Origin of the sequence: Bartonella propinqua, assembly GCF_047263965.1 — a bacterium.
Taxonomy (GTDB): Bacteria; Pseudomonadota; Alphaproteobacteria; order Rhizobiales; family Rhizobiaceae; genus Bartonella.
Genome location: NZ_JBLEBK010000006.1, coordinates 43,559 through 65,415, shown reverse-complemented (window position 1 = coordinate 65,415; position 21,857 = coordinate 43,559). Strand labels below are relative to the sequence as shown.

The 21,857-nt window shown below is 39.2% G+C and carries 17 protein-coding genes and 1 tRNA gene; 14 read left to right on the top strand and 4 right to left on the bottom strand.

Annotated elements, in window-relative coordinates; all coding sequences use genetic code 11:
- The 12 genes from ACMFKV_RS05575 to ACMFKV_RS05520 all read left to right on the top strand — a co-directional run.
- Positions 1 to 113, top strand: a 113-nt coding sequence (locus ACMFKV_RS05575) for an EF-Tu C-terminal domain-related protein (RefSeq protein ID WP_017196482.1), incomplete at its 5' end; no start/stop codon positions are given.
- A gap of 48 nt (positions 114 to 161) precedes the next feature.
- A tRNA-Trp gene (locus ACMFKV_RS05570) sits at positions 162 to 237 on the top strand.
- 197 nt (positions 238 to 434) lie between these two features.
- Positions 435 to 647, top strand: coding sequence for a preprotein translocase subunit SecE (gene secE / locus ACMFKV_RS05565; RefSeq protein WP_336288484.1), 213 nt, complete (start codon positions 435 to 437; stop codon positions 645 to 647).
- A gap of 20 nt (positions 648 to 667) precedes the next feature.
- A complete protein-coding gene (gene nusG, locus ACMFKV_RS05560; RefSeq protein WP_332060736.1) occupies positions 668 to 1,198 on the top strand; it encodes a transcription termination/antitermination protein NusG in 531 nt (176 codons plus the stop codon).
- A gap of 150 nt (positions 1,199 to 1,348) precedes the next feature.
- On the top strand, positions 1,349 to 1,777 hold the full coding sequence (gene rplK, locus ACMFKV_RS05555) for a 50S ribosomal protein L11 (RefSeq protein WP_336288483.1): 429 nt from the start codon (positions 1,349 to 1,351) through the stop codon (positions 1,775 to 1,777).
- Positions 1,778 to 1,781: 4 nt separating this feature from the next.
- Positions 1,782 to 2,480 (top strand): 50S ribosomal protein L1, encoded by a 699-nt coding sequence (rplA, locus tag ACMFKV_RS05550; RefSeq protein ID WP_336288488.1) that lies wholly within the window; start codon positions 1,782 to 1,784, stop codon positions 2,478 to 2,480.
- Between the two features lie 365 nt (positions 2,481 to 2,845).
- Positions 2,846 to 3,364 carry a 50S ribosomal protein L10 gene (rplJ, locus tag ACMFKV_RS05545; RefSeq protein ID WP_336288482.1) on the top strand — a complete coding sequence of 173 codons (519 nt, stop codon included), beginning with the start codon at positions 2,846 to 2,848 and terminating at the stop codon, positions 3,362 to 3,364.
- 102 nt (positions 3,365 to 3,466) lie between these two features.
- Positions 3,467 to 3,838 carry a 50S ribosomal protein L7/L12 gene (rplL, locus tag ACMFKV_RS05540; protein ID WP_332060741.1) on the top strand — a complete coding sequence of 124 codons (372 nt, stop codon included), beginning with the start codon at positions 3,467 to 3,469 and terminating at the stop codon, positions 3,836 to 3,838.
- Positions 3,839 to 4,117: 279 nt separating this feature from the next.
- On the top strand, positions 4,118 to 8,269 hold the full coding sequence (gene rpoB, locus ACMFKV_RS05535; RefSeq protein ID WP_336288481.1) for a DNA-directed RNA polymerase subunit beta: 4,152 nt from the start codon (positions 4,118 to 4,120) through the stop codon (positions 8,267 to 8,269).
- A gap of 177 nt (positions 8,270 to 8,446) precedes the next feature.
- Positions 8,447 to 12,658 carry a DNA-directed RNA polymerase subunit beta' gene (rpoC, locus tag ACMFKV_RS05530; RefSeq protein ID WP_336288480.1) on the top strand — a complete coding sequence of 1,404 codons (4,212 nt, stop codon included), beginning with the start codon at positions 8,447 to 8,449 and terminating at the stop codon, positions 12,656 to 12,658.
- Between the two features lie 596 nt (positions 12,659 to 13,254).
- Positions 13,255 to 13,944, top strand: coding sequence for a nitroreductase (locus tag ACMFKV_RS05525; protein ID WP_413154705.1), 690 nt, complete (start codon positions 13,255 to 13,257; stop codon positions 13,942 to 13,944).
- A gap of 333 nt (positions 13,945 to 14,277) precedes the next feature.
- A complete protein-coding gene (locus ACMFKV_RS05520) occupies positions 14,278 to 15,675 on the top strand; it encodes an L-serine ammonia-lyase (RefSeq protein ID WP_336288478.1) in 1,398 nt (465 codons plus the stop codon).
- Between the two features lie 487 nt (positions 15,676 to 16,162).
- On the opposite strand, the gene ACMFKV_RS05515 is transcribed toward ACMFKV_RS05520, so the two are convergent.
- The gene (locus ACMFKV_RS05515) at positions 16,163 to 16,441 is read right to left on the bottom strand and encodes a hypothetical protein (RefSeq protein WP_336288477.1); all 279 of its coding nucleotides are present in this window, start codon (positions 16,439 to 16,441) and stop codon (positions 16,163 to 16,165) included.
- Between the two features lie 32 nt (positions 16,442 to 16,473).
- Positions 16,474 to 17,823 (bottom strand): SPOR domain-containing protein, encoded by a 1,350-nt coding sequence (locus tag ACMFKV_RS05510; RefSeq protein WP_413154704.1) that lies wholly within the window; start codon positions 17,821 to 17,823, stop codon positions 16,474 to 16,476.
- A 238-nt stretch (positions 17,824 to 18,061) separates the two neighbouring features.
- Here ACMFKV_RS05510 and clpS point away from each other — a divergent pair, with 238 nt between their 5' ends.
- Entirely contained in the window at positions 18,062 to 18,445 is a 384-nt protein-coding gene (gene clpS, locus ACMFKV_RS05505; RefSeq protein WP_413154708.1) for an ATP-dependent Clp protease adapter ClpS, read from the top strand.
- Between the two features lie 12 nt (positions 18,446 to 18,457).
- Positions 18,458 to 20,806 (top strand): ATP-dependent Clp protease ATP-binding subunit ClpA, encoded by a 2,349-nt coding sequence (gene clpA, locus ACMFKV_RS05500; protein WP_413154703.1) that lies wholly within the window; start codon positions 18,458 to 18,460, stop codon positions 20,804 to 20,806.
- A 9-nt stretch (positions 20,807 to 20,815) separates the two neighbouring features.
- On the opposite strand, the gene ACMFKV_RS05495 is transcribed toward clpA, so the two are convergent.
- Both ACMFKV_RS05495 and ACMFKV_RS05490 read right to left on the bottom strand, forming a co-directional pair.
- A complete protein-coding gene (locus ACMFKV_RS05495) occupies positions 20,816 to 21,238 on the bottom strand; it encodes an HIT family protein (protein ID WP_336288474.1) in 423 nt (140 codons plus the stop codon).
- Positions 21,239 to 21,368: 130 nt separating this feature from the next.
- Complete coding sequence (locus tag ACMFKV_RS05490) at positions 21,369 to 21,830, bottom strand: RidA family protein (protein ID WP_336288473.1); 462 nt, start codon at positions 21,828 to 21,830, stop codon at positions 21,369 to 21,371.
- Positions 21,831 to 21,857: the final 27 nt, after the last annotated feature.

Genomic DNA, 21,857 nt, shown 5'->3' with positions numbered 1-21,857 from the left:
CTATGGATGTTTCTTTGATTGTTCCAATTGCAATGGAAGAAAAACTTCGTTTCGCTATTCGTGAAGGTGGTCGTACTGTTGGTGCAGGTATCGTTTCTAAGATCATTGAGTAAATAATGGTTACTGAGAGTGTATTTTAAGGTATTTTCTTTTTGAGAATTAGGGGTATAGCTCAGTTGGTAGAGCGGCGGTCTCCAAAACCGTAGGTCGCGGGTTCAAGTCCTGCTGCCCCTGCCAGAGGTGAGTGTGGTTAATTGATTGAGAAGGTGAGCTTGATTTACCTTCTTTGCTTTTTTTATATAGGGCTTGTTTTTTTGTGCATGAATCAGTATTGAATAGAGAATGCAGAATTACGTAAAGGTTGAAGGTTGGCTTTTCGCGTTTTGTTTTGTTATATAAATCACAATAAGGTTAGAAAGAATATAGTGTGACTGATGGCATTTAAAATCAATCCAATTACTTTTTTTAAGCAGGTTTATATAGAAACGGCTAAAGTGAAGTGGCCTACGCGTCGTGAAACGGTGATTTCCACTGTGATGGTGTTGTTGGTGACGGCGTTGGCTTCAGCTTTCTTTTTTATTGTAGATCAGGTTATGCATTTTGGTGTGTGGCAGGGTATTGATCTCCTGAAGTATCTTTTTAGTTGATAGTGTAAGGAAGTGTGACTGTGGCTGCTCGTTGGTATATTGTTCAGGCGTATTCAAATTTTGAAAAGAAGGTAGCGGAGGCTATCAGCAAGGAGGCTAAGCAAAAGGGGCTTGATCATCTGTTTGAAAAAATTTTTGTTCCGACTGAACGTGTTGTTGAAGTTCGTCGTGGTCGTAAAGTTGATACTGAGCGTAAATTTTTCCCTGGTTATATTCTTCTTTGCGTTGAGTTAACAGATGATGTGTATCATCTTATTAAAAATACTCCTAAAGTGACGGGTTTTTTGGGTTCAGATTCGCGTCCTGTCCCTATTTCTGATCGTGAAGCTGAACAAATTCTTAAACAAGTTCAGGAAGGTGTTGATTCTCCGAAATCTTCTGTATTGTTTGAGGTTGGTGAGCAGGTTCGCGTTGCTGATGGTCCTTTTGTTTCGTTTAATGGTATTGTTCAAGAAGTGGAAGAAGAACGCTCTCGTCTTAAGGTTGAGGTGTTGATTTTTGGGCGTCCTACGCCTGTTGATTTAGAATTTAGTCAGGTTGAAAAACTTTGATTAAACTTGAAGATGATTTAATCGCTTCAAGTAACTTGTGGGAGGTGATTTTTGGTTTTTGTCGACTTTTATGATCCGTACCACACAACTGCGGCAGGTGGCTGGCAAGATGGTTTGTCAGTTTATCAGTCAAATTGAAGGCAAATTATTATGGCAAAAAAAAGTATAGGTCAGTTAAAATTGCAGGTTCCTGCAGGTGCGGCTACTCCATCTCCACCAATTGGTCCTGCTCTTGGTCAGCGTGGTATTAATATCATGGAGTTTTGTAAGGCGTTTAATGCGGCTACGCAGGAAATGGAAAAAGGTGCGCCAATTCCAGTGATTATCACTTATTATCAAGATAAATCATTTACATTTTCTCTTAAGACACCCCCTGTATCATTTTTATTGAAAAAAGAAGCAAATTTGAAATCTGGTTCGAAGGAGCCTGGTAAAGTATTTGTCGGGAGCATCTCTCGTGATAAGATTCATTCAATTGCGGAAGTGAAAATGAAAGATCTTAACGCAAATGACATTGAGGCAGCGATGCGTATGGTTGAAGGTTCTGCTCGCTCTATGGGCTTGGAAGTGGTGGGCTAATGTTATGGGAAAACTAGCAAAGAGAATAAAAAATATTCGCAAAGATATTGATTTTAATGAGCTTTACGCTTTAACAGATGCTGTTTTAATAGTTAAGGAGCGTGCAATTGCTAAATTTGATGAAACGATTGAGATTTCAATGAACTTAGGTGTTGATCCACGTCATGCAGATCAAATGGTTCGGGGTGTTGCTCATTTACCTAATGGAACTGGGCGAAATATTCGTGTTGCCGTTTTTGCTCGTGGGGACAAAGCGGAGGAGGCTAAGGCTGCTGGTGCAGATGTTGTAGGGGCTGAAGATTTATTTGAGAGTATTAATGGTGGGACGATAGATTTTGATCGTTGTATTGCTACACCAGATATGATGCCTCTAGTTGGTCGTCTTGGTAAGATTCTTGGTCCACGAAGTTTGATGCCGAATCCAAAAGTGGGTACTGTAACGCTTGATGTTGCTGGTGCTGTTAAAGATTCTAAAGGCGGTGCTGTTGAGTTTCGTGTTGAAAAAGCTGGTATTGTGCATGCTGGTATTGGTAAGGCTTCTTTTGCGGTTGAGAAGATAGTAGAAAATATTAAAGCTTTTGCTGGTGCGGTTATTAAAGCTAAGCCACAGGGAGCAAAAGGTGAATATATTAAGCGTGTTGCAGTTTCTTCGACTATGGGTGTTGGGATTAAAGTTGATCCTGCAACGGTTCGTTCAGAGTAAATGTAAACACAGGCTTGTGATGTTATTTTGGGGTATGTGAATATCGAAATTTTTTAGAGTGTCGATTTTTATCGACGCTTTGCTATCTAAGCTTATCGAGCTTAGGTTATATTCTGGAAGAGATTCCAGAATATCCTGTCCGAGATTGTGGGTGATACATTGAGTGTCTTAATCGAGAGAAAGCCTGCATGAGACTGGGGTAAGAACTGTAGAGTTAAAAGACTTAAAGGGTTTGAACCAAGGTTGCCTTTGATCGCTGTGCGTGAATAAGGGGGCAGGATCCTCATCGATAGTATAAATATTTTGTGCTATCAAAGGTAATCCACAGATTTGTTTTTAGCAAATCTGTTAAATGGAGAGAGACAGTGAATAGAGCGGAAAAACGCGAATTTGTTACATGGCTGAATGAGGCTTTTCGGAAGTCTGGTTCTGTTGTTGTTGCACATTATTCTGGTCTGACAGTTTCGCAGATGAACAGTCTTCGTTCAAAAATGGGTGAAGCTGGCGGTGCTGTTAAAGTCGCCAAAAACCGTCTTGCTAAAATCGCTCTTCAGGGCACGGAATCTGAATCAATAATGGGTTTGTTTACTGGGCAGACTCTTATTGCTTATTCAGAAGATCCAATCGCAGCGCCGAAAGTTGCTGTCGATTTTGCAAAAACCAATGACCAGTTTGTCATTCTTGGCGGTTCAATGGGTGCAATGAGTTTGAGTGTGGATGCTGTGAAGTCTTTGGCTTCATTGCCTTCATTGAATGAATTACGGGCGAAGCTCGTGGGTATGATTTCTACCCCTGCAACCCGTATTGCACAGGTTGTTAATGCACCTGCTGGTCAGGTTGCACGTGTTGTTGGTGCATATGCTCAGGAGGGTAAAGCAGCTTAAGGCTGTTTTGTGTTCATATTAGCGGAAGGGTATTAATGCTTTTCTGTTTTTTGAATGGGTTTTAAATAATTGTTCAAACTTTTTAATTGAAGGAATTTTTAAATGGCTGATCTAGAGAAGATCGTAGAAGACCTTTCTAACCTCACTCTTTTGGAGGCTGCAGAGCTTTCTAAGTTGCTTGAAGAAAAATGGGGAGTTTCGGCTGCTGCTCCTGTAGCGGTTGCTGCTGTTGCTGGTGCTGGTGCTCCAGTTGCTGAAGAAAAAACAGAATTTGATGTTATTCTTGTTGAGGGCGGTGCTCAAAAAATTAATGTTATTAAGGAAGTTCGTGCTCTTACTGGGCTTGGTCTTAAAGAAGCTAAAGATCTTGTTGAGGGAGCGCCTAAGCCTATTAAAGAGGGTGCTTCTAAAGATGAAGCAGAAAAAATTAAATCTCAACTTGAAGCTGCTGGTGCTAAAGTTGAACTTAAGTAAATTTAATTTTATCGGCGAGCGTTTACGCTCGTCGATTTCCTTTTTTCTGAAAAGAAGAAAGGTGATTGATGCCTTCATTTTCCAACAGTTCATTAGCTGTGACGGGTATGAGGTTATTTAAATGCCCCTTACCATAAGCCAGATCAATGGGTAATTGGTGTTTGTGGGGTGGTGATGCTCATTATTGGGTATCATATGAACTGGTCTGCATATGCAGATTAATGACGTAAAGCTTTCAAGGTTTAGTCTACCTTGAAGAGTAAAGATCGAGGAGCGACGATGGCTCAGACTCTAGCGATGACATCTCAATTCAATGGTCGTAAGCGTGTGCGTAAATTTTTTGGTAAGATTCCTGAAGTGGCAGAGATGCCGAATCTTATTGAAGTTCAAAAGGCATCGTACGATCAGTTTCTTATGGTTGAGGAACCGAAAGGTGGACGTCCAGATGAAGGTTTGCAGGCTGTTTTAAAATCGGTATTCCCTATTTCGGATTTTTCTGGGACAGCCATGCTTGAGTTCGTTGGTTATGAATTTGATTTACCAAAATTTGATGTTGAAGAATGCCGTCAGCGCGATTTGACTTATGCAGCACCATTAAAAGTGATATTACGTTTAATTGTATTTGATGTTGATGAGGATACTGGTTCAAAGGACATTAAAGACATTAAAGAGCAAGGCGTTTATATGGGTGATATGCCTTTAATGACAGCAAATGGTACCTTTATTGTTAATGGTACAGAGCGTGTTATTGTTTCGCAAATGCACCGTTCTCCAGGCGTCTTTTTTGATCATGATAGAGGGAAGTCGCATTCATCAGGAAAATTTCTTTTTGCTGCTCGTGTGATTCCTTATCGTGGTTCATGGCTTGATATTGAGTTTGATGCTAAAGATATTATTTATGCTCGTATTGATAAACGACGTAAGATTCCAGTGACGAGCCTTTTGATGGCATTAGGTATGGATGCATCAGATATTTTGTCGACTTTTTATAATAAAATTACTTATCAACGAGATGGAGATGGATGGCGTATTCCTTATACTGTTGATCGTTTTAAAGGAATGAAGCTTGTTTCTGATCTTATTGATGCAGATAGTGGTGAAGTAGTTGCTGAAGTTGGTAAAAAAATAACTGCTCGTATTGCAAAGTCTTTGGCAGAAAAAGGTCTAAAGGCGGTTAAAATTAGTGAAGATGATTTATTGGGATCTTATCTTGCGGAAGATATAGTCAATTATCAGACAGGTGAGATTTACCTTGAAGCTGGTGATGAGATTGATAAAAAGACCTTAAAGATTTTGCTTGATGTTAATGCTGATCAAGTTGATATTCTCGATATTGATCACATGAATATTGGAGCATATATCCGCAATACTTTAAAAGCGGATAAAAATGAAAGTCGGCAGGATGCATTGTTTGATATTTATCGAGTAATGCGCCCAGGTGAGCCGCCGACAATGGATACAGCAGAAGCTATGTTCCATTCATTATTTTTTGATCCAGAGCGTTATGATCTTTCAGCTGTTGGGCGTGTTAAGATGAATTTGCGTATGGATCTTGACTGTCCAGATACGGTGCGCATTTTACGTCAAGAAGATATTCTTGCTGTTGTTAAAATGCTGGTCGAATTGCGTGATGGTCGTGGAGAGATTGATGATATTGATAATCTTGGCAATCGTCGCGTTCGATCAGTTGGGGAGTTGATGGAAAATCAGTATCGCATTGGTTTGCTTCGTATGGAGCGTGCGATAAAAGAGCGCATGTCATCAGTCGAAATTGACACAGTTATGCCACAGGATTTGATTAACGCAAAGCCAGCAGCTGCTGTAGTGCGTGAATTTTTTGGATCTTCGCAATTATCGCAGTTTATGGATCAAACTAATCCATTGTCAGAAATTACCCATAAGCGCCGTCTTTCTGCTCTTGGTCCAGGTGGATTGACCCGTGAGCGTGCGGGATTTGAAGTGCGTGACGTGCATCCTACGCATTACGGTCGTATTTGTCCGATTGAAACGCCAGAAGGTCCTAATATTGGTCTGATTAATTCCTTGGCAACATTTGCACGCGTTAATAAATATGGTTTTATTGAAAGTCCATATCGCAAAATTATCGATGGTAAAGTGACGACAGAGGTTATTTATCTTTCTGCTATGGAAGAATCGAAGCATTATGTAGCGCAGGCTAATTCTTCATTAGATTCTGAAGGGCGTTTTACGGAAGAGTTTGTTGTTTGCCGTCATGCAGGTGAAGTTTTGATGGCACCGCGGGATCATGTTGATTTGATGGATGTGTCACCAAAACAGTTGGTTTCGGTAGCTGCTGCTCTTATTCCGTTTTTGGAAAATGATGATGCGAATCGTGCGTTGATGGGCTCGAACATGCAGCGTCAAGCAGTTCCGCTTGTGCGTGCTGAAGCGCCATTTGTTGGTACAGGTATGGAGTCAATAGTGGCTCGTGATTCGGGAGCTGCTATTGGTGCAAAACGTGGTGGTATTGTTGATCAAGTTGATGCAACGCGTATTGTTATTCGTGCGACAGAAGATTTAGATCCATCAAAATCTGGCGTTGATATTTATCGTTTGCAGAAGTTTCAGCGTTCCAATCAATCTACTTGTATTAATCAACGTCCTCTCGTGCATGTTGGTGATCGGGTAGAAAAAGGGGACATCATTGCGGATGGTCCATCTACGGATCTTGGTGATTTAGCTCTTGGGCGGAATGTTCTTGTAGCATTTATGCCTTGGAACGGTTATAATTATGAAGATTCTATTTTACTTTCCGAGCGCATTGTTTCTGATGATGTTTTTACTTCGATTCATATTGAAGAGTTTGAAGTCGCTGCGCGTGATACAAAGCTTGGACCAGAAGAAATTACACGTGATATTCCTAATGTTGCAGAAGAAGCGTTAAGAAATCTTGATGAGGCTGGTATTATTTATATTGGTGCTGAAGTTCAGCCTGGTGATATTTTGGTTGGTAAGATTACACCGAAGGGTGAAAGCCCCATGACCCCAGAGGAAAAGCTTTTACGTGCGATTTTTGGGGAAAAGGCTTCAGATGTTCGTGATACTTCTATGCGAATGCCTCCTGGAACTTTTGGAACTGTTGTTGAGGTTCGTGTTTTTAATCGCCACGGTGTGGGAAAAGATGAACGTGCGATGGCAATTGAACGTGAAGAAATTGAACGTTTAGCTAAAGATCGCGATGACGAACAGTCGATTCTTGATCGCAATGTTTATGCACGTCTTTCTGATATGTTAACAGGTAATGTTGCTATAGAGGGCCCGAAGGGGTTTTTAAAAGGTGATGTGCTTGATAGCATGGTTATGGCTGATTATCCACGCTCACAATGGTGGCAGTTTGCGGTTGAAGACGAGAAGCTTCAGAATGAGATTGAGGCTTTACGTAAGCAGTATGATGAATCAAAAGAAGCGTTACAGCGTCGATTTATGGATAAAGTTGAGAAGGTTCAAAGAGGCGATGAAATGCCTCCTGGTGTCATGAAAATGGTAAAGGTTTTTGTAGCTGTAAAGCGCAAAATTCAACCAGGTGATAAGATGGCAGGACGTCATGGTAATAAAGGTGTTGTGTCGCGTATTGTTCCAGTGGAAGATATGCCGTTTCTTGAAGATGGTACACATGCTGATATTGTATTAAATCCACTTGGTGTGCCTAGTCGTATGAATGTTGGTCAAATTCTTGAAACACATCTTGGTTGGGCTTGTGCTGGTATGGGCAAGAAGATTGGTGACTTAGTGGAGCATTATCAAGCGACCGGAGATATACTTCCTTTGCGTCAGCGTATTGAGAATTTCATTCCTGATGATGATCGTAATGAATCAGTGCGCCAGTATGATAATGAAAGCATTTATAAATTGGGGCAGCAGATGATGAAGGGCGTTTCAATTGCAACTCCTGTTTTTGATGGTGCACATGAAGCTGATATTAACATGATGCTGGAAGATGCAGGCTTAGATAGTTCAGGGCAAGTGACACTTTACGATGGTCGTACTGGAGAGCCTTTTGATCGTCCAGTGACGGTGGGATATATTTATATGCTTAAATTGCATCACCTTGTTGATGATAAAATTCATGCGCGTTCGATTGGGCCTTATTCACTTGTTACGCAGCAGCCGTTAGGTGGGAAGGCGCAGTTTGGTGGTCAGCGTTTTGGTGAAATGGAAGTTTGGGCACTTGAAGCCTATGGTGCCGCATATACTTTACAGGAAATGCTGACAGTTAAATCGGATGATGTGGCTGGTCGAACCAAAGTTTACGAGGCAATTGTGCGCGGTGATGACACATTTGAGGCGGGGATACCTGAAAGCTTTAATGTGTTGGTAAAAGAAATGCGTTCACTTGCTCTTAATGTAGAACTTGATGATGCGCGTGAATTTATTGCACAACGAGCATTATCTGATACAGCAGAACAATAATTTAAAGAGTGCACTAGAAAATAGTGCGCTTTCATTGTCCTGAAAGGCTAAATAAAGAAATTTCTATTAAGAGATAGCACAGGCGATTTTAAAAATAGGAACAGGTTTTAAATTCAGATCTGTGATGGAAGTAAGAGCTATTGTAACAGGTTTTAAAAATCTTTGAAGGAGAACGGCATGAACCACGAGGTCATGAATCTTTTCAATCCTCAGGCGCCAGCGCAGACATTTGACTCTATTCGTATTTCAATTGCGAGTCCTGAGAAGATTTTGTCTTGGTCGTATGGTGAGATCAAGAAGCCTGAGACTATTAATTATCGAACTTTTAAGCCAGAGCGTGATGGTCTTTTTTGTGCACGTATATTTGGTCCAATTAAAGACTATGAATGTTTATGCGGTAAATATAAACGCATGAAATATAAGGGTATTATCTGTGAAAAATGTGGTGTAGAGGTTACTCTTTCGCGTGTACGGCGTGAGCGTATGGGGCATATTGAGCTCGCAGCCCCCGTTGCTCATATTTGGTTTCTTAAGTCATTACCAGGTCGAATTTCTACTCTTTTAGATTTAACTTTGAAGGATATTGAGAGAGTCCTTTATTTTGAAAATTATATTGTAACGGAACCAGGATTGACATCTCTTAAGCTTTATCAGCTTCTTTCTGAAGAAGAATATATGCTTGCGGTTGATGAGTTTGGAGAAGATCAATTTACAGCCATGATTGGTGCTGAAGCGATTTATGAGCTTTTAGCTAGCATGGAGTTAGAAAAAGTTGCAAATGATTTGCGCATTGAATTATCTGAAACAACTTCAGAATTAAAGCAGAAGAAGTTAATTAAACGACTCAAAATTGTTGAAAATTTCCTTGAATCTGGAAATCGACCAGAATGGATGATTATGAAAACGATTCCAGTCATTCCACCAGATTTACGCCCATTAGTTCCTCTTGATGGTGGTCGTTTTGCGACGTCAGATTTGAACGATCTTTATCGACGGGTTATCAATCGTAATAACAGGTTGAAACGGTTGATTGAGTTGCGTGCCCCTGGAATTATTGTGCGCAATGAAAAGCGTATGGTACAGGAAGCTGTTGATGCGTTGTTTGATAATGGTCGCCGTGGTCGAGTAATTACTGGAGCAAATAAACGTCCACTAAAGTCGCTTTCAGATATGTTGAAAGGGAAGCAGGGACGGTTTCGTCAAAATTTGCTAGGGAAACGCGTTGATTACTCAGGTCGTTCTGTGATTGTGACAGGACCTGAATTGAAATTGCATCAGTGTGGTCTTCCTAAAAAAATGGCTCTTGAATTATTTAAGCCCTTCATTTATGCGCGGCTTGACGCAAAGGGATACTCATCGACTGTAAAGCAGGCAAAGAAGCTTGTTGAAAAGGAGCACCCAGAAGTTTGGGATATTTTGGATGAGGTTATTCGTGAACATCCTGTTTTATTGAATCGTGCACCAACACTGCACCGTTTGGGGATTCAGGCTTTTGAGCCTATTTTGATTGAAGGGAAAGCTATACAGCTACATCCATTGGTATGCACTGCATTTAATGCAGATTTTGATGGTGATCAGATGGCAGTTCATGTTCCGCTTTCTCTTGAAGCACAGCTTGAAGCTCGTGTTTTGATGATGTCAACGAATAATATTCTTCATCCAGCTAATGGTGCGCCGATTATTGTTCCGTCACAAGATATGGTTCTTGGTCTTTATTATCTTTCGATTGTTGCTGAAAAAGAGCCAGGTGAAGGGATGGCTTTTGCTGATATTGGTGAATTGCATCATGCTTTGGAAAACAAGGTGATCACTCTCCATACAAAGATCAAAGGTCGTTTTAACAATATGGGAAAAGACGGGAAGGAAGTTGCTAAGCTTTATGATACAACACCTGGTCGTTTGATTATTGGTGAGCTTTTACCAAAAAATCCGAATATTTCCTTTGATATTGTTAATCAAGAAATGACAAAAAAGAACATTTCTAAAATGATTGATCAGGTTTATCGGCATTGTGGGCAAAAAGAGACAGTTATTTTCTGTGATCGTATTATGCAACTTGGTTTTTCTCATGCTTGTCGTGCTGGAATTTCTTTTGGTAAAGATGATATGGTGATCCCTGATAGTAAGTCGCGTCTGGTTACGGAAACGGAAGCACTGGCTAAAGAATATGAACAGCAATATAATGATGGTTTAATTACGCAGGGTGAAAAATATAATAAAGTTGTAGATGCTTGGGGTAAATGTACTGATCGTGTTGCGTATGAAATGATGAAGCGTATTCAGGCTGTTGAATTTGACCCTAAAACAGGTCGCCAACGACAAATGAATTCAATTTATATGATGTCGCATTCTGGTGCACGTGGTTCTGCTAACCAGATGAAGCAATTGGCTGGTATGCGTGGGCTTATGGCAAAGCCTTCAGGTGAAATCATTGAGACGCCAATCATTTCAAATTTTAAAGAAGGTCTAACTGTTAACGAATACTTCAATTCGACCCATGGTGCGCGTAAAGGTCTTGCTGATACTGCATTAAAAACTGCTAATTCAGGTTATTTAACACGGCGTCTTGTTGATGTTGCGCAGGATGCTATCATTTCAGCTGTTGATTGTGGTACTGCAAAGGGTCTTACTATTCAGCCAATCGTTGACGCAGGGCAAATTGTTGCATCGCTTGGACAGAGAATTCTTGGTCGTACAGCGCTTGTTGATATTTTACATCCAGTTTCTGGAGAAGTTATCCTTGAAGGTGGTGCGATGATTGAGGAGGCTGATGTTGCTAAGATTGAAGAAGCTGGAATTCAATCTGTGCAAATTCGCTCTGCTTTAACATGTGAAACGCGCCTTGGTGTTTGTGTTAAGTGTTATGGTCGTGATTTAGCGCGTGGAACGCCAGTTAACCAAGGTGAAGCAGTTGGCGTTATCGCTGCTCAATCAATTGGTGAACCGGGAACTCAGCTTACTATGCGTACTTTCCACTTGGGTGGAACAGCACAGGTTGTTGATTCATCTTCTTTAGAAGCATCTTATGAAGGTAGAGTAGAAATTCGTAATCGTAATGTGGTGCGCAATTCTGAAGGTCATCTAGTGGTTATGGGGCGTAATATGGCTATCCTTATCAAAGATGAGACTGGAAAAGAATGTGTTGCGCATCGTATTAGCTATGGTGCACGTATTTTCGTTGATGATGGCGATATTATTAAATGTGGTCAACGTATAGCGGAATGGGATCCTTATACACGTCCGATTTTGACTGAAGTTGAAGGTTATGTAGGCTTTGAGGATATGATTGATGGTTTATCAGTTACGGAAACGGCTGATGAATCTACAGGTATTACGAAGCGTTTGGTGATAGATTGGCGTGCTAACCCACGTGGTGCCGAGCTGAAGCCAGCGATTATTATCCATGCAGACAAAAAAGGTGAGAATATTGCCAAATTGCATAAAGGTGGAGAAGCGCGCTACATGATGTCTGTAGAGACCATTCTTTCTGTTGAGCCTGGTGCTCATGTGAAGGCAGGTGATGTTATTGCACGCTTGCCAATGGAAAGTACCAAGACAAAAGATATTACGGGTGGTCTACCACGTGTGGCTGAGCTTTTTGAAGCGCGGCGTCCGAAGGATCACGCTATCATTGCAGAAGTTAGTGGTACAATTCGGTTTGGTCGTGGCTATAAGAATAAGCGTCGTATTATTATTGAGCCAAATGATGCAACTCTTGAGCCAGTAGAATACTTAATTCCAAAAGGAAAGTTGTTTCACTTCCAGGAGGGTGATCAGATTGAAAAAGGAGATTATATCCTTGATGGCAATCCAGCACCTCATGATATTTTGGCAATTAAGGGTGTTGAAGCTTTGGCATCTTATCTTGTTAATGAAATTCAAGAAGTTTATCGTTTACAGGGTGTTTTAATTAATGATAAGCACATTGAAGTAATTGTTCGGCAGATGTTGCAGAAAGTTGAAATTACTGAATCTGGGGATTCTGGTTATATTCCTGGTGATAATGTTGACCGTATTGAGTTAGATGAAATCAATGATAATTTGATTGCAGAAGGGAAGAGACCAGCGTATGGTAATCCTATTCTTCTCGGAATTACAAAAGCTTCTCTGCAAACACCATCTTTTATTTCTGCAGCATCATTTCAAGAAACGACTCGTGTACTTACTGAGGCAGCGGTTTCTGGAAAAATTGATACTTTGCAGGGGCTTAAGGAGAATGTTATTGTTGGTCGTCTTATTCCTGCGGGTACAGGTGGTACTATTGCTCAAATTCGCCGTATTGCTGGAGTTCGTGATGACTTAATCGTAGATGAGCGGAGAAAATCTAATAATAACGAGGTAGCTAAAGCTATGTTAACAAATATGACGGCAGACGCAGCTGCTGAATAATTTGGATATATGATAGAAGTAATATAAAACGCTTGGATGTAAAGTTTAGGCGTTTTTTAATTTCAAAGTAAGGCTAGTGCATTTTTTAGTATAGAGCTACTTTAGTTTTATATACAAACAGGTAATTGTAGATAAAAAGTAAGTGTCAAGTATTGTGAGCTAAAAGAGTTCATTTTTTCTTATTTGAAATATCTGATAATCATGGTTGGAAAGCTACCTGATGACGAAAACATTTAAGAAATTTATTGTAGTGATTAATAAAAAACGTGCTAATTTGCAGCAGATGCGGCACGATATTATTAATAAGCTTTTTTAATTGAGAGTGCGTCGAAGAGATTTTTGTACAGTTAGCTAAATAGGGGGATAATTGTTAACTCTGAGGTTTATTTTATTTACTCATTTTTGAGAATTTCGTGCCCATTAAGAGGGAAATTATAATAGCCTTTTATTAATAAGCATTGTAGGGCGTGGAATATATAAGTTATTAGAGAGGAGTCGACCGAATAAAAGCAATGCTAAAGTTTTTTAGCATTATGTCGGCTTTATTATAAACAAAAGGTATTCAGATTCATTTTCTGCAGAAAGAAAGTAAAAAAATGACGGATTCTTTTATGGGAGTTTTTCAATCTATAGTGTCACGAAAGTCAATTCGAGCTTTTACTGACCAGCCAGTTACGCAGGAAACTATCAAAGAAATTTTAAAACTGGCAACGCGTTCACCATCTGGAGCAAATATTCAGCCGTGGCAAGTGATTGTTCTCACAGGGCAAGTGCTACAGCAAGTAGGGCAGGAACTCTCACAGCTTGTATTATCTGGTGTAGAAGGAAAGCGTGCACATAATTATTATCCACGTCAATGGCGTGAGCCTTATATTTCTCGTCGTAAAAAAATGGGTTTAGATCTTTATAAGAGTCTTGGCATCCAAAAAGATGAGCAAGAAAAAATGCTTCATCAAAAAGCAAGAAATTTTTCGTTTTTTGGCGCACCTGTTGGACTTTTGTTCACAATGGATCATGACATGGAGATGGGGAGCTGGCTTGATTTAGGTATGTTTATGCAGACCATTATGTTAGCGGCGCGCGGGTTTGGATTAGATACGTGTCCTCAAGCTGTTTTTGCTGATTATCACGAACAAATTCGAAAAATTTTATCAGTGCCTTCTGATCGACATATTATCTGTGGTATGGCTCTTGGCTATCGTGATGTCAACGCCCCAGAAAACAATTTTGAAACTGAACGCGAACCCATCGAAAATTTTGTACGTTTTATTAAATCACAATCATAGAATATTTTTATGTAAAAACTTTGTGGCATAATGAAAAATATTTTGGTGGGAACTTTTCATTCTCGTATCATTTTAATGTTGCATGTTAACATTTATTTTACTACGTTTGGTGCATTAAGATAATGGTAACTCAAAGATCATTGTCAGTTTTTCAAAGGTTGGCTATGGAAAGCGCTCTAGAAAAGAAATGTTGGGTGGTGGCAAGAAGAGCAACATTTGTGTTTATTGCTGTCATTTTTTTAACTTATCTTACGATTTGATTTTAAATAGTACAAAAGTGATAAAAAAGCGTATACTCAAGGCCAGATTTTGTATTTGATTTTGAGGTGATTGGTGTTTTTATCCGTTTTTGAACTTTTTAAAATTGGTATTGGTCCTTCCAGTTCACATACGATGGGGCCGATGACCGCTGCTAATATGTTTTTGCAAGAGATTGTTGCGCGAAATTTTTCTCCATCATCTCATATTAAAGTTTCTCATATACGTGCTTATCTTTATGGTTCATTGGCTTTTACGGGAATTGGCCATGCTACAGACAAAGCTGTCATACTAGGGCTTTTAGGAGAAAAAGCTTCTACCGTTGATCCTGATCACATAGGATCACTATTAAAAAAGGTAGAACGTGAAAAAAAAGTTCAGCCAGAAGGTCATCCTGCTTATAAGTTTGATTTGCACGATGATATTATTTTTGAACGAAAAATAACTTTATCTGGACATGCTAATGGGCTTGCATTTGAGGGGCTTGATAGTGATGGAAATGTTCTTTTACGACAAATTTATTATTCTATCGGCGGGGGTTTTGTTGTAACCGAAGATGAATTAAATCATATGAATGATAATGCACAAGCAGAAGTATCTGAGGTTCCATACCCTTTTAATTCTGCAAGTGAAATGTTATTAATGGCAGAAAAGTCAGGGCTTTCAATTGCAGAGATGAAACGCATAAATGAAGAGACAAAGATGGAGCGTTCTGCTCTTGATAGTGGACTTGATGAAATTTTTTCAGCTATGATAAATTGTATTGATAGAGGGCTTTCACAAGAAGGTGAATTGCTAGGTCAGTTGCATGTGCCAAGACGCGCTAAAGAATTGCATGATAAACTTTTGGAGAATCGAAAGAAAAATCGTAATCACCCATTTTTGGCGAATGATTGGCTTTCTGTGTATGCTATAGCAGTGAATGAGGAAAACGCATCTGGTGGTCGAGTTGTTACTGCACCGACGAATGGTGCAGCTGGTGTGATACCTGCAGTTTTACGTTATTACCTTCAGTTTAATGATGCTTCAGATCGAGAGGGAATACATAATTTTTTGTTGACGGCAGCAGCTATTGGTGGCGTCATCAAACATAACGCTTCTATCTCTGGTGCAGAAGTTGGTTGTCAAGGTGAGGTTGGAACGGCATCTTCAATGGCAGCGGCGGGATTAACGGCGGCATTGGGTGGTACACCAGCTCAAATTGAAAATGCTGCAGAAATTGCTCTTGAGCATCATTTGGGGATGACTTGTGATCCAATTGCAGGTCTTGTGCAGGTTCCTTGTATTGAGCGTAACGCAATGGGTGCTGTTAAAGCAGTGACAGCTTCTTCTCTTGCATTGCATGGTAATGGGAAGCATTTTGTGTCTCTTGATGCTTGTATAGAAACGATGCGTCAGACAGGGCATGATATGAGTGAACGCTATAAAGAAACAAGTAAAGCTGGTCTCGCGGTTAACGTAACCTTCTGTTAGAGTGTAAAAACGGTATTTAATTTGATAACTTATGTGCTGATTAATTATTAATCGATGAAGTGGCTTATTTAAAAATTACTTTATGCGTTTAAAAAAATATAAATTTAAAAAATTCAGGCATATTATAAGTATCTGTGTTGGCTGAGAAAAGTTGTGAATTATTTTTCCATTAGTTGTTCACGATAATTCTTGCATGAGAGGTTTTGCATCCAATAGCTGTTATGTTTCATAAGTTGTAAAAAAAATTTTTGAAAATGATCTCTGGCGTTACCAAGAGTAATGCTCAGTGTTTTATATTTTGAGTATATTTTTAAGGGATGATTTACTTTAAAAATTGAAAGTGTATAACAAGATAATCGAAAAAATTCTGCAATTTCATTCTTATGAGTGCAAAGAAAAAGCGTACCGAGGAAGGATTTTTTTAGATTGTAGGCAACATCTGAATATTTTTATTAACAAATAATTCTCGTGGAGATTATCTATGGAATTAAACATTTGTTGCACCTAGACGGATTTTAATAGGTACGTTACCAGTTTGACTCGCGACGCGTAAATGAATACGTACAGGCGGTGTAGCTAGACGACGATTTCGAATGGTTTGGAAAATGAGAAGGCTGACAAGAGACTGCGTGTTTAGTGCAGTAGAGGTATGTTTTAAGTCAGCAAGTTTTATCGCAGAATTGTGCAGAGAGCGCAACGAAAAGAGGGGTGACTGCTTCAAACGTTTTCCTTTTTCAGAAAATGAAGCAATAGCATTATATGTCATGGTATTATCCTTAATGCAGAATTTGAAAATTTCTAATAAGCTATAGCATAGCAGTTAAAATTTGCTTTCTTTAGAGTAGAACAAGCATTGGATGCAGCTTTTTTTGATTGAAAGCCTATAAACCGAGCACGATAATAGTGGCGCCCGCTTTTTTTAAATAATTGCATATGTGAAGACGCGTTTTTTAAAGCTGAATAAGCTGCATTTTTTGCTTTTAACAGTAAAGCTTTTGCATGCTTTTCATCAGGAAGGGAACCAATTTGAATCGCCCATCCCGCTTTTGTAGATAAAGAGGCTCTAACTATTTTACCATTTTTAACATGTGTCGCTTTTTGAGGGTTAGGGATTGGTATAATTGCTTGGTTTACAGCGGCTATTGCTGTATTGAAATTTTCAGATGGCTCTGCAAGTGCTGTCAATATAGTAGAAATTTCGTCATCAAAATCTGTTGGATCAGCTTTGAAGACTGGTATAGGGATATTTACGCCTTTGGGTAAGTCATAGTGTGTGGATGCTATTAAACGCTCACCATTTTTCCTGAGGCTTGCTTGTGGCAAATATTTTTTTAATAAACTGGCCATGTGAACATCACGTGCGGCAGCTGACTTTCCTCCCATAACGACAGCAACGATGGAGCGTCCTTCACTTCGTATTGATGTTGCTAAATTAGAACCTGACATTTGTGTGTAGCCTGTTTTAATTCCATCGACGCCTTTCATTGTTTTGACTAACTTATTATGGCTATTAATTGTTTGACCACGAAAAGTAAAACTTGTTGTCTTGAATAGTTTATACTGCTTTGGAAAATGCTTACGTAGAGCCAATGCTAAAGTGGCCATATCTTGTGCTGTAGAATAGTTTTGCACATCTGGAAGCCCTGAAGCATTTGCAAAATGTGTATTTATCATTCCAAGTTGACGGGCTTTTGTTGTCATAACTTGAGCGAATTTTTTCTCACTTCCGCTTAAATATTCAGCAATAGCAGTAGCAACATCATTTGCTGATTTTGTAATGAGTGCTTTGGCAGCCGCTTCCGCAGAAATTGTTTGCCCCACTTGAAGTCCGATTTTTGTTGGTGGACGTGCTGCTGCACGATGAGATACAGGAATTGGTGTGTTGGATGTTATGCGACGCATATTCATGGCTTCAAAAAGTATGTACAGCGTCATCATTTTTGTCAAAGAAGCGGGGTAACGTTTCAGTTTTGCATTAGCTTGAAATAAGGTTTTTCCTGTGTGCTCATCTATAACGATAGCTGCATACTTATCTGGATAAGCTCCTTGAGGAGTAGCTAATGCCCAAGAGTAAGAAAAAGCTAAAACAATAAGAGAAACTGCTAATTTTTTGCAGCAGCACACAATTTTAGAGCAATTAATATACACTTGCAATATCCTACTTCTTCTTTTTTATTTTCTCTGAAAATCCCTGTTAGATCCCCTTTTTCTGTAATTTAGAGAAATGATGTTACTAATTTGTTTACAGAAATCATTTTATGCGTTTCCATATTTACTTCCACCTTCATCATAAAGGAAAACTTTCTCTTTCTTTACATAAACAGGTATTGCAATAGTTATGAAAAGACTTAAGATTAATAAAAAGTATGCTGCACGAGAAACGATGATGGTAAAAAAGCTAACAACGAATTCCATACGCCATACTATGCACAATGAAAAGGGCAAGAGTTGGAAAAAGGACAAAAGTTGGAAAAAAAATAGGTGTGACGCTATTATTATACCCAAGATTAGACTAAAACTTCAAAAGCCTAAGCTGTATCGTATCCTTTTACTTAATGATGATTATACGCCTATGGACTTTGTTGTTTTTGTGTTGAAGAGTTTTTTTAAAAAAAATTTAGAAGAAGCAACACGCATTATGTTAAATGTTCATCAAGATGGGGTGGGCGAATGCGGAACTTATACTTATGAAGTAGCTGAAATGAAGGTTGTGCAAGTTATGGAGTGTGCACATCAAAATGAACATCCATTACAATGTGTAATGGAATAGGAGTGAGGGATTATGCCGTCTTTTACACCTAGTCTTGAAGAAGTTTTGCATCGTGCATTAACAATTGCTACTCAAGCGCGGCATGAATATGCAACGTTGGAGCATCTTTTACTTGCTTTACTGGATGATGTAGATGCAAGTTCAGTTATTCAGGCTTGTCAGGTGGATTTGGAGCAGTTGCGAGAGCGCTTAACAAATTATATCCAGTCAGAATTAGATGCACAGATTAAAACTGATGATGATACAAAACCGACAGCATTTTTACAGCGTGTTATCCAGCGTGCAGTGATACATGCTCAATCTGCTGGAAAAGATGAAGTTTCGGGAGCAAATGTTCTTGTTGCAATTTTTTCTGAACGTGAAAGTTATGCAGCGTATTTTCTTCAAGAGATGGGAATGACGCGTTATGATGCCGTGCGTTTCATTTCACACGGGATCAAGCGTGATGATGGATTATCCATGTTGCTTGAGGATCTTGAAGAGCAATTAGATCAGCAAATTTTGGATAATGATGAAAAAGTGACGAGCGCGCTTGCTGCTTATTGTGTTGATCTCAATTGCAAAGCACGTAGTGGAAAAATTGATTTATTGATTGGTCGTGAGGTGGAAATTTCACGAATGATTCAGATTTTATGCCGAAGGTCAAAAAATAATCCACTTTTAGTGGGTGATCCTGGTGTTGGAAAAACGGCTATAATTGAGGGATTAGCTAAACGCATTATTGATGGACTGGTGCCTGAAGTTTTGTCAAATGCAACGATATTTTCTCTTGATATGGGAGGACTTGTTGCTGGTACACGTTATCGCGGTGACTTTGAAGAACGGTTAAAGCAAGTTATTAAAGAGTTTGAGCAATATCCAGATGCAATTTTATTTATTGATGAAATTCATACATTGATTGGAGCAGGAGCAACATCTGGGGGGAATATGGATGCGGCAAATCTTTTAAAACCTGCATTATCCTCTGGAACTATTCGATGTATTGGTTCGACGACTTACAGAGAATATCGCAAAATTTTTGAACAAGATCGAGCTTTAGAGCGACGTTTTCAGAAAATTGATATTAATGAGCCTTCTATTGTCGATGCGATTAAGATTTTACAAGGTTTAAAGCCTTATTTTGAAGATTTTCATCAGATAAAATATACTGATGAGGCAATGAAGGCATCTGTAGAGCTATCTTCACGATATATGATTGATCGTCGTTTACCTGATAAAGCGATTGATGTTGTTGATGAAAGTGGTGCAGCGCAAATGCTCTTGCCCAAAAAAAAGCGGAAAAAGAGCATAGGTATTAAAGAAATTGAAGCCACTGTTGCCAGTATGGCGAGGATTCCTTCAAAAACAATTTCTGGCAATGAACAGAAGATACTTAGCAATCTTGAAAGGGAACTTAAACATGTTGTTTATGGACAAGATAAAGCAATTTCAGCGTTAGTATCATCAATTAAATTAGCGCGAGCAGGATTACGCGAAGCAGAAAAACCCATAGGCAGTTACTTATTTTCAGGACCAACAGGTGTAGGGAAAACTGAAGTTGCAAAGCAGCTTGCATCTTCGTTAGGAGTTGAGCTGTTACGTTTTGATATGTCGGAATATATGGAACGGCATACGGTTGCACGTTTAATAGGGGCTCCTCCAGGTTATATAGGATTTGATCAAGGCGGTCTCCTTACAGATGCAGTCGACCAAAAGCCTCATGCAGTTTTATTGCTAGACGAAATCGAGAAAGCTCACCCAGAATTGTTTAATATTTTATTGCAGGTAATGGATTACGGTAAGTTAACAGATCATAATGGCAAAAAAATTGACTTTCGTCATATCATTTTAATTATGACAACCAATGCTGGTGCTTCCGATATGACAAAGTCGGCTATTGGGTTTGGCAAAGTGCAGCGTGACGGTGATGATATAGAAGCAATCAATCGATTATTTACACCAGAGTTTCGTAATCGATTAGATGCGATCATTCCGTTTGCTCCTTTATCTCAGTTAATAATCAGTCAAATTGTGCAAAAATTTATTTTTCAGCTTGAAGCACAATTGGTTGATCGGGGGATCTGCTTTGAATTAACTACTTCCGCTATGGTTTGGCTTGCTAATAAAGGATATGATTCTCAAATGGGTGCGCGTCCATTGAGTCGCGTTATACAAGAGCATATTAAGAAACCATTAGCTGATGAAATTTTATTCGGTAAGTTGCGCAATGGTGGTATGGTTCACGTATTAACACGCAAGCTAGATGGGAAAGATGAGGAATTGCAGTTAAAAATTTCATCTTCCAATATGCCAGTTTGTGCAAAAAGCAGCAAAGCTACACGCCTTGTAAAAAGGCGTGTTGAAAAAAAATTCAGTAACTGAAGTTTACTTTTAAAGGGCAGCTCGAATTTTTTTTGCGTTCTCTTCAAGTATTTCTGTAGGCGTAATGGTGTTGTTATGAGGGGTAAGTGCTATCCCTTCCATGCGTGGTATAATATGGAAGTGGAGATGATAAACAGTTTGCTGACTAGCTGCTTCATTAAATTGCATGACTGTTATACCATCTGCGTTAAAGGCTTTTTTTACTGCATTAGCGATTTTTTGGACAGTTCTAATAATTGGAAATAATATTTCAGGATCCGCATCCAGTAGGTTTCTAGAGCCTTTTCGAGGAATGACCAGCGTATGTCCTGGTGCTTGTGGCATGATATCCATGAATGCAATGGTATCATCATCTTCATAAACACGAACAGAAGGTATTTCATTACGAATCAATTTAGCAAAAATATTATTATCATCATAAATTTGTTTCATATAAATATTCCCTTTTATTAACTCTGATTCAGAATTTTAATTTTAAGACAGAAGAGTACGATAGCTAATAAAGTGTTTGTTAGAGAGTGTTTTTACATTTTATGTAGTTGCACTGCCATTGATGAAGGATTTAAATTTCTATGATAGCTTCAACTTCTACTGGAACATCCATAGGAAGAGCGACGACACCAATAGCAGAACGAGCGTGTTTTCCAGCTTCACCAAGGATCTTGGTCAGGAGGTCAGATGCTCCATTGGCAACAAGAGGAATATCAGTAAAATTAGGATCAACAGCAACAAAAACGGTGATTTTTATTATGCGTTTTATTTTATTTAAATCACCGATGGCTGCCTTTATTTGTGCAAGGATATTGATAGCACATGCTTCAGCTGATTTTTTTGCTTGTTCTACGCTAACAGTTGCGCCAACTTTACCAATCGCTACGGGTTTTTTGTCAAGAAGAGGAAGCTGTCCAGAGATAAAAAGTTGATTGCCGCTTTGTGATGCTGTTACGTAATTTGCGACAGGTTGCGTTGCCTCAGGAATGGTGATGTTGAATTTTTGAAGATAGCTTTCAATCGAATTGGTCATAATTTTAACTCCATAACTGTAATATAG

Excerpts from the sequence above, each read along its gene's own strand:
- secE (WP_336288484.1), top strand. The coding sequence starts at position 435 with ATGGCATTTAAAATCAATCCAATTACTTTTTTTAAGCAGGTTTATATA.
- rplK (WP_336288483.1), top strand. The coding sequence starts at position 1,349 with ATGGCAAAAAAAAGTATAGGTCAGTTAAAATTGCAGGTTCCTGCAGGT.
- rplA (WP_336288488.1), top strand. The coding sequence starts at position 1,782 with ATGGGAAAACTAGCAAAGAGAATAAAAAATATTCGCAAAGATATTGAT.
- rplL (WP_332060741.1), top strand. The coding sequence starts at position 3,467 with ATGGCTGATCTAGAGAAGATCGTAGAAGACCTTTCTAACCTCACTCTT.
- rpoB (WP_336288481.1), top strand. The coding sequence starts at position 4,118 with ATGGCTCAGACTCTAGCGATGACATCTCAATTCAATGGTCGTAAGCGT.
- rpoC (WP_336288480.1), top strand. The coding sequence starts at position 8,447 with ATGAACCACGAGGTCATGAATCTTTTCAATCCTCAGGCGCCAGCGCAG.
- ACMFKV_RS05525 (WP_413154705.1), top strand. The coding sequence starts at position 13,255 with ATGACGGATTCTTTTATGGGAGTTTTTCAATCTATAGTGTCACGAAAG.
- ACMFKV_RS05515 (WP_336288477.1), bottom strand. The coding sequence starts at position 16,441 with ATGACATATAATGCTATTGCTTCATTTTCTGAAAAAGGAAAACGTTTG.
- clpS (WP_413154708.1), top strand. The coding sequence starts at position 18,062 with ATGGTAAAAAAGCTAACAACGAATTCCATACGCCATACTATGCACAAT.
- clpA (WP_413154703.1), top strand. The coding sequence starts at position 18,458 with ATGCCGTCTTTTACACCTAGTCTTGAAGAAGTTTTGCATCGTGCATTA.
- ACMFKV_RS05495 (WP_336288474.1), bottom strand. The coding sequence starts at position 21,238 with ATGAAACAAATTTATGATGATAATAATATTTTTGCTAAATTGATTCGT.
- ACMFKV_RS05490 (WP_336288473.1), bottom strand. The coding sequence starts at position 21,830 with ATGACCAATTCGATTGAAAGCTATCTTCAAAAATTCAACATCACCATT.